The sequence below is a fragment of the Kribbella albertanoniae genome (genome assembly GCF_004348455.1).
GTDB classification, from domain to species: domain Bacteria; phylum Actinomycetota; class Actinomycetes; order Propionibacteriales; family Kribbellaceae; genus Kribbella; species Kribbella albertanoniae.
In genome coordinates this window covers 1-5,430 of record NZ_SMKA01000413.1, presented here as the reverse complement: position 1 = coordinate 5,430, position 5,430 = coordinate 1, and the positions used below count along the sequence as shown (strand labels likewise).

At 67.4% G+C, this 5,430-nt stretch carries 5 protein-coding genes; all 5 read left to right on the top strand.

Annotation, left to right across the window (positions count from 1 at the left end; all coding sequences use genetic code 11):
• Positions 1-150: 150 nt before the first annotated feature.
• Positions 151-1,311, top strand: a complete 1,161-nt coding sequence (locus E1261_RS43035; RefSeq protein WP_132415847.1) for a Gfo/Idh/MocA family protein — start codon at positions 151-153, stop codon at positions 1,309-1,311.
• Positions 1,311-2,459, top strand: coding sequence for a dihydrodipicolinate synthase family protein (locus E1261_RS43030; protein WP_132415845.1), 1,149 nt, complete (start codon positions 1,311-1,313; stop codon positions 2,457-2,459). The genes E1261_RS43035 and E1261_RS43030 overlap by 1 nt, the downstream gene beginning before the upstream one ends.
• Positions 2,456-3,271, top strand: coding sequence for a sugar phosphate isomerase/epimerase family protein (locus tag E1261_RS43025; RefSeq protein WP_132415843.1), 816 nt, complete (start codon positions 2,456-2,458; stop codon positions 3,269-3,271). The genes E1261_RS43030 and E1261_RS43025 overlap by 4 nt, the downstream gene beginning before the upstream one ends.
• A 17-nt stretch (positions 3,272-3,288) precedes the next feature.
• Complete coding sequence (locus tag E1261_RS43020) at positions 3,289-4,029, top strand: sugar phosphate isomerase/epimerase family protein (RefSeq protein WP_132415841.1); 741 nt, start codon at positions 3,289-3,291, stop codon at positions 4,027-4,029.
• 56 nt (positions 4,030-4,085) lie between these two features.
• A partial coding sequence (locus tag E1261_RS43015) for a diguanylate cyclase domain-containing protein (protein ID WP_132415839.1) occupies positions 4,086-5,430 on the top strand: 1,345 nt, incomplete at its 3' end.

Sequence of the window (5,430 nt, the reverse complement as noted above, 5' to 3'; positions counted from 1 at the left end):
GTACCCGTTCGTCGGTACGGGTACTACTCGGGGCGGGTCGGGGATATCGCTTTCCGTTTCGGGTTGACTCGCCGTTTCTGCTCTCTTATGGTTGCGGAACACGCCTTGGAAAGCCCTTTCCAAGGGTTGGTCAGGGAGGCGCGGGGAACTGTGAGCGAGCGACGTATCGGCATCGTGATGAACGGGGTCACCGGCCGGATGGGGCTGCGGCAGCATCTGGAGCGCTCGATCGTGGCGATCCGGGAGCAGGGCGGGATCCAGGCCGCGGACGGGACGATGATCATTCCGGATCCGATCCTGGTCGGGCGGAACGAGTTGAAGCTGCGGCGGATCGCCGAGACGTACGGGCTGAGCCGGTGGACCACCGATGTCGCCGAGGCGCTCGCGGAGCCGGATGTGGAGATCTACTTCGACTCGCAGCTCACGCAGTTGCGGGAGAAGGGGGTCCGTGCGGCGGTCGAGGCCGGGAAGGCCATCTACTGCGAGAAGCCGATCGCGGACAGCCTGGAGGCAGCGGTCGACCTGGCCCGGCTGGTGCGGGATTCGGGGCTGAAGAACGGCGTCGTACAGGACAAGCTGTCGCTGCCGGGTCTGCGGAAGCTGAAGCGGTTGGTCGACGGTGGGTTCTTCGGGAAGATCCTCTCGGTGCGCGGCGAGTTCGGGTACTGGGTGTTCGAGGGCGACTGGCAGGAAGCGCAGCGGCCGTCGTGGAACTACAAGTCCGAAGAGGGCGGCGGGATCATCGTCGACATGTTCTGCCACTGGCGGTACGTGCTCGACCAGATCTTCGGTGAGGTCAAGTCCGTGTACTGCCAGGGCGCGACCCATCTGCCGGCCCGCTGGGACGAGCAGGGCAACGAGTACGCCGCCACTGCCGACGACGCGGCGTACGGCGTCTTCGAGCTCGAGGGCGGGATCGTCGCGCAGCTGAACTCGTCGTGGACCACGCGGGTGTTCCGGGACGAGCTGGTGGAGTTCCAGGTGGACGGGACCGAGGGCTCGGCCGTTGCCGGACTGCGGAACTGTCGCGTGCAGCACCGTTCCGCGACGCCGAAGCCGGTCTGGAACCCGGACATCCCCGCCACGGAGAACTTCCGCGAGCAGTGGGCGACGGTTCCGGACAACGAGACGTTCGACAACGGGTTCAAGGTGCAGTGGGAGATGTTCCTGCGGCACATCGTCGACGACGCACCGTGGTCGTGGGACTTCGTCGAAGGCGTCAAGGGCGTGCAGCTCGCCGAGCTCGGACTGCAGTCGTGGCGCGAGGGCCGCAAGCTCGAGGTGCCGGCCCTCGACCTCGGGGCGAAGTGATGGAGCTCAAGCTGCCGCTCGCCGGTGGACTCGAGAACTACACATTGACCGGTACGCCGGTTGCCCAGGGCACCTATTCGCCCGCCCGATCGCGGTTGGCCTTCGCCGCGGCGCACGTGGTCGCGGATCCGCTCGGTGACAACTCGCCGGGCGCCCCCGCGGTCATCGACTGGGAACACACTCTCGGCTTCCGCCGCCACCTGTGGTCCCTCGGACTGTCGGTCGCCGAAGCAATGGACACCGCCCAGCGCGGCATGGGCCTCGACTGGGCATCCACCCAAGAGCTCATCCGGAGATCAGCCGCTGAAGCTCCTGACGGGCGGATCGCGGTCGGCGTAGGCACAGACCAGCTACCCGCTGGAACTCACGACCTCGACGCGGTGGTTGCGGCGTACGAGGAGCAGTTGGCGGTTGCGGAGGATGTGGCGGCTCAGCCGATCCTTATGGCTAGCCGGGCGTTGTGCGCTGCTGCGGCTGGGCCGGATGACTATCGGAAGGTTTATGACCGCCTGTTGGCGCAGTCTTCGCGGCCGGTGATCTTGCATTGGCTGGGGTCGATGTTCGATCCGGCGCTGGCTGGTTACTGGGGTAGTGATTCGGTCGAGGTGGCGACGGATGTTGTGGTCGGCCTGATCGAGGACAACGTGCAGAAGGTGGACGGGATCAAGATCTCGCTCCTGGACGCCGACAAAGAGGTTGCCCTGCGCAAGCGTCTGCCCGAGGGCGTGCGACTGTACACCGGCGACGACTTCAACTATCCCGAGCTGATCCAGGGCGACGGCGACCGCTACAGCGATGCCCTGCTCGGGATCTTCGCCGCGATCGCCCCCGCCGCCGCTGCCGCGCTGAAGGCCCTCGACGACAACGACCTCGACACCTACAACAAAGTCTTCGCCCCGACAGTTCCGCTCGCGCGACAGATCTTCTCCAAACCGACCTACTACTACAAGACCGGAATCGCCTTCCTGGCTTGGCTGAACGGCTACCAGCCCGGCTTCACGATGGTCGGTGGACTGCAGACCGGCCGCTCGCTGCCGCATCTCGCGGACACGTTCCGGTTGGCCGATCAAGCCGGCGTACTGACGAATCCGGAGCTCGCGGTCGACCGCTTCCGGCAGCTGCTCAAGGTGGGCGGGGTCGACGCGTGAACCGCTACAGCCTCAACCAGGCAACGACGAAGTACTGGCCGCTTGAGGACGTCGTAAAAGCCAGCGCCGACGCCAACCTGGAGTGGATCGGCCTGTGGCGCGAGCCCATCCAGGAGTACGGCGCGGAGCGGGCCGCCAAGCTGGTTGCGGACGCCGGGCTGAAGGTGTCGTCGCTCTGCCGTGGCGGCTTCTTCACGGCCACCGATCCGCAAGAGCGGCAAGCCAAGATCGAGGACAACCGCCGCGCGATCGATGAGTCGGCAACTCTCGGTACGTCGGTTCTCGTTCTGGTCAGCGGCGGTCTGCCGCCGGGATCCCGGGACATCGACGGCGCTCGCGCGATGATCCGCGACGGCCTGGCCGAGTTGGCGCCGTACGCGGAAGAACGCGGTGTGAAGCTCGCCATCGAGGCGCTGCACCCGATGTTCGCCTCGGATCGTTGCGTCGTCTCCTCACTCGGCGGTGCACTCGATCTCGCCGAGCAGTTCCCCGCGACCCAGGTCGGGGTGATCGTCGACGCCTACCACCTGTGGTGGGACGCCGATGTCTACCGGCAGATCGAGCGGGCCGGTGAGCGGATCGTCTCGTACCAGGTCAGCGACTGGACCGTACCGCTCCCCGCCGACAACCTGCTCGGCCGCGGCATGATGGGAGACGGCGTGATTGAACTACGCCGACTCCGGGAAGCCTGTGACGCGGCTGGGTACGACGGTCCGATCGAGGTCGAGATCTTCAACCAGGAACTGTGGGACGCGCCGGGCCAGGAGGTCTTCGACCTGGCGTACGCCCGCTACCAGGAGCACGTCGTCTAGTACCGAGGAGATGTCGAATGACCATTCCCGCCGACGGTATCGGGATGCACCTGTACACCATGCGGGACGTGCTGGCGGAGGACTATCCGGGGACGTTGAAGCGGCTGGCCGGGATCGGCTATCGCACGGTCGGCGTGAGTGGGCGGTTCGACCACAGCGCCGAGGAGATCCGTGGATTCGCGGACGACGCGGGGCTGCGGATCGTGCTCGAGCACGTCGGATATGCGCGGATGGCGGACAACTGGGCCGGCGCGTTGGCCGACGTACAAACGCTTGGCGCGCAGTGGATCGTCGTACCGAGCATTCCCGCCGAGCAGCGGTCGATCGAAGGCTTCCGTACGGCGGCCGCCGCGCTCACCGAGGCTGGTAAGGCAGCGCGCGATGCCGGGCTGAAGTTGTTGTTCCACAACCACGGTCACGACTTCAACGAGGTCGATGGGACTGTTCTGTACGACATCCTGCTCGACGTCGATCCGGAGCTGCTCGGCTTCGAACTCGACCTGTACTGGGCGGTCGACGGCGGTCACGACCCGGCCAAGCTCTTCCAGGAGCACCCGGGGCGGTTCCCCGCGCTGCACGTGAAGGACATGGCCGCGGACGGCTCCTGGGAGGACGTCGGCGCCGGGAACCTCGACTTCGGTGCGATGTTCGAGCATGCGGCCTCAGGTGGTGTCGAGCAGTACCTGGTCGAGCACGACAAGCCGACCGACTCCTGGGCCTCAGCTGAGCGCAGCTACCGCGGGCTGACCGAGGTTTAGCGTTCCACTGTGGATGCAGCTGCTCACTGTCAGTGCTTTCCGCCTATTCTCGGTCTGTGCTCAACGAACCTTCGGTGCCACTGACTGCGGTCCGGCGGCTGTACGAGGTGAGTGCGCGGATGGGCGCCGGGCGCAGCCTGGCCGAGACGCTGCAGGCCGTCGTCGACGGTGTCGTGGACGGTCTAGGCTTCGGGATCGCCGTGCTCAATCTGCGCCAGCCGGACGGGAAGTTCGAGGTCATCGCGGTCTCCGGGTCCCCGGAGGCCCGCGAGGCCCTGCTCGGCACGGTCAGCGCGGCGGACATCTTCGACGCCGAGTTCGCGATCGCCGACGAGTGGGGCGGGCTGCGGTTCGTGCCCCACGAGCGGCTGCCCGAAGGTGACGTGGTCGGCTGGGTGCCCGACGTACCGATGGCGAGCGGGCCGGATGCGTGGCACCCGCTCGACGCCCTGTTCGCGCCGCTGTACTCGTCTGAGAACGAGCTGGTCGGGATGCTGTCGGTGGATCTCCCGGAGGATCAGCGGCGGCCCGGGCCGATCCACCGCGAACTGCTGGAGATCTTCGCCACCCAGGCCGGGCTGGCGATCGACAAGGCCCGTCTGACCGACCAGCTCCTCGCCGAGAAAGCCCGCCTGGAGGCGAGCGAGGCGACGTTCCGGATGGTCTTCGAAGGCGCCGGGAACGGCATGGCCACGGTCGCCCTCGGCGGCCCCGAAGCCGGCCGGATCCTCCGGGTGAACGACGCCTTCTGCCAGATCACCGGGTACGACGCGGGGCAGTTGGTCGGTGCGGCCGCCGGAGCGTTCCTGCGGGACGAGGAGCCGGAACAGACCCGGCGTGAGCTGGCCCGGCTCGCCCGCAGCAAAACGCCGTACCGGTTCGAGCGGATCTTCTCGCAACCCAGCGGCAACGAGATCTGGCTAGGCGGTACGGCGGCCATCGTCGCCGAGAGCACCGGCCAGCCGCGGATCCTGCTCGTCCAGATCGACGACGTCACCGCCCGCAAGGACGCCGAGCGCGAACTCCGCCATCACGCCGCCCACGACCCCCTCACCGGCCTCCCGAACCGCCGCCTCCTCCAGCGCCGCTTCGACAAGGTCCTCGAACGCACCCGCACCTCCGGCCGCCCCGGCGCCCTGCTCTTCTGCGACCTCAACCACTTCAAACTCATCAACGACGGCCACGGCCACGAAGCCGGCGACCGAGCCCTCCGCGAAATCGCCGCCCGCCTCACCACCGCAGTCCGCCACGGCGACACAGTCGCCCGCCTGGGCGGCGACGAGTTCGCCATCCTCGCCGAAGACATCGCCGACGAAGCCCTCCAAGCCCTCATCACCCGCCTGGAATCCGCCGTCAGCCGCCCCCTCGAAGGCATCACCACCCAGGTCACCACCGCCATCG

Excerpts from the sequence above, each read along its gene's own strand:
- E1261_RS43020 (WP_132415841.1), top strand. The coding sequence starts at position 3,289 with ATGACCATTCCCGCCGACGGTATCGGGATGCACCTGTACACCATGCGG.
- E1261_RS43030 (WP_132415845.1), top strand. The coding sequence starts at position 1,311 with ATGGAGCTCAAGCTGCCGCTCGCCGGTGGACTCGAGAACTACACATTG.